This is a genomic window from Actinomadura sp. CNU-125 (assembly GCF_001942465.1).
In the GTDB taxonomy this organism is placed as follows: domain Bacteria; phylum Actinomycetota; class Actinomycetes; order Streptosporangiales; family Streptosporangiaceae; genus Spirillospora.
In genome coordinates this window covers 1-2,219 of sequence record NZ_MKJY01000470.1, presented here as the reverse complement: position 1 = coordinate 2,219, position 2,219 = coordinate 1, and the positions used below count along the sequence as shown (strand labels likewise).

Annotated in this window: 1 protein-coding gene; it reads left to right on the top strand. The window is 74.1% G+C overall.

Translation table 11 applies throughout. The features are described 5' to 3' along the window. Positions 1–24: 24 nt before the first annotated feature. On the top strand, positions 25–2,219 hold a 2,195-nt coding region (locus tag BJF79_RS37960; protein WP_158079417.1), incomplete at its 3' end, for a condensation domain-containing protein.

Here is a 2,219-nt window from a genome sequence, read left to right as displayed (position 1 = left end):
CGCCTCATCGCCCGGATCCGATCGGTGCTGGCCGTCGAGGTGAGCATCCGCGACCTGTTCGCCTCGCCGACCGTCGAGGGGCTGGCGCGGGCCGGCGGCGAAGCCCGGCCGCCCCTCGCGGCCCGGGACCGTCCGGACGTGGTGCCGCTGTCGCATGCGCAGCGGCGCATGTGGTTCCTGAACCGGCTGGAGGACGCCGGGGCGGGCGCGGGCTACAACGTGCCGATCGTGCTGCGGCTGTCCGGGGACGTGGACGTTCCCGCGCTGGAGGCGGCGCTCGGGGATGTCGCGGACCGGCACGAGAGCCTCCGCACCGTCTACCCCGACACCGGCGGGAGCCCCCGGCAGCGCGTACTGGACGGCGCGGACGGGCGGCCCGGCCTGACCGTCGACGCGATCGGCGAAGCGGCCGTGGGGGAGGCGGTGGCCGCCGAGGTCCGGCGCGGGTTCGACCTGTCCCGCGAACTGCCGTGGCGGGCGCGGCTGCTGGCGGTGGCACCGGACGAGTCGGTGCTCGTGGCGGTGGCGCACCACATCGCGGTGGACGGCTGGTCCGTGGGCGTCCTCACGCGCGATCTCGGCGCGGCCTACGGGGCCCGCCGCCGGGGCGAGGCGCCGGACTGGGCGCCGCTGCCGGTGCAGTACGCGGACCACGCGCTGTGGCAGCACGACGTGCTCGGCGAACCGGAAGATCCGGGAAGCGTTCTCGCGGATCAACTTCGGTACTGGCGCGACGCGCTCGCCGGGCTCCCCGAGGAGCTCGCCCTGCCGGTCGACCGGCACCGTCCGCCGGACTCCTCGTTCCGCGCCGGTGTGGTGCCGATCCGGGGGGACGCCGAGGTCCACGCCCGGCTCGCGGAGGTGGCGCGGCGGCACGGCGTGACGATGTTCATGGTGGCGCAGGCCGCGCTGTCGGTACTGCTGACCCGGATGGGCGCGGGCACCGACATCCCCTTGGGCACCGCCGTCGCGGGGCGCGACGACGCTGCCGTCGAAGACCTGGTTGGCCTGTTCCTCAACACGCTGGTGCTGCGGACGGACGTGGGCGGCGATCCGACGTTCGCCGAACTGCTCGCCCGCGTCCGGGAGGCGGACCTGGCGGCGTTCGCGCATCAGGACGTCCCGTTCGAGCGACTCGTCGAGGACCTCAACCCGGTGCGGTCGCTGGCGCGGCATCCGCTGTTCCAGGTGATCCTCGCGGTGCAGAACGCGGCCGAACTCGGGGACGAATGGGACGTTCCCGGCCTGCGCGCGGTGCCGCTGCCTCCGCAGGACACGGCGGTGGCGCGGTTCGACCTGTCGGTGACGCTCACCGAGCACCGTCGCGCGGACGGCGCCCCGGCGGGCTTCGGCGGCGAGATCCAGTACGCGGCCGACCTGTTCGACGAGTCGACGGCGCGCGCGCTGTCGGACCGGTTGGTGCGGGTGCTGGAGCAGGTCGCCGCCGACCCGGACGTGCGGCTCGGCGACGTCGAGGTCGTGTCGGCAGACGAACGCCGGCTGGTGATCGAGGAGCGCAACGACACGTCCCGTCCGGTGCCGGACGCGTCGATCGCCGGGCTGTTCGAGGAGCGGGCGGCGCGTACGCCGGACGCGGTCGCGGTGGTCGCGGACGGCGGGGAGTGGACGTACGCGGAGCTGAACGCGCGCGCGAACGGCGTCGCGCACGAACTGATCGGCCGGGGCGTCGGCCGGGAATGCCCGGTCGGAGTCCGGATGGAGCGGTCGGCGGGGCTGGTCGCGACGCTGCTGGGGGTGTTGAAGGCGGGGGCCGCGTACGTCCCGTTGGACGCCTCGCACCCGCCGGAGCGGCTGGCGTCGATCGTGGCGGAGGCCGGGGTGTCGGTCGTCCTGACCGACGACGACGCGTTCGAGCCCGTCGAGGAGAACCCGGAAACGACCGCCGTCTCGCCCGGGAACCTCGCGTACGTGATGTACACGTCGGGTTCGACCGGGACGCCGAAGGGTGTCGCGGTCACGCACGAGAACGTCGTTGCGTTCGTCCTCGATACGGCCTGGCGGGACGACGTCCTGGAGAGCGTCCTTGTGCAGGCCAACCACGCCTTCGACGCCTCGACGTACGAGATCTGGGCGCCGCTGCTGCGCGGCGGACGTCTGGTGATCGCTCCTCCGGGCGACATCGACGCGGCCGAGCGCGGGGCGTTGATCGCGGGGCATGGGGTGACGCACGTGGTGGCGCCGTCCGGGTTGTTCCGGGT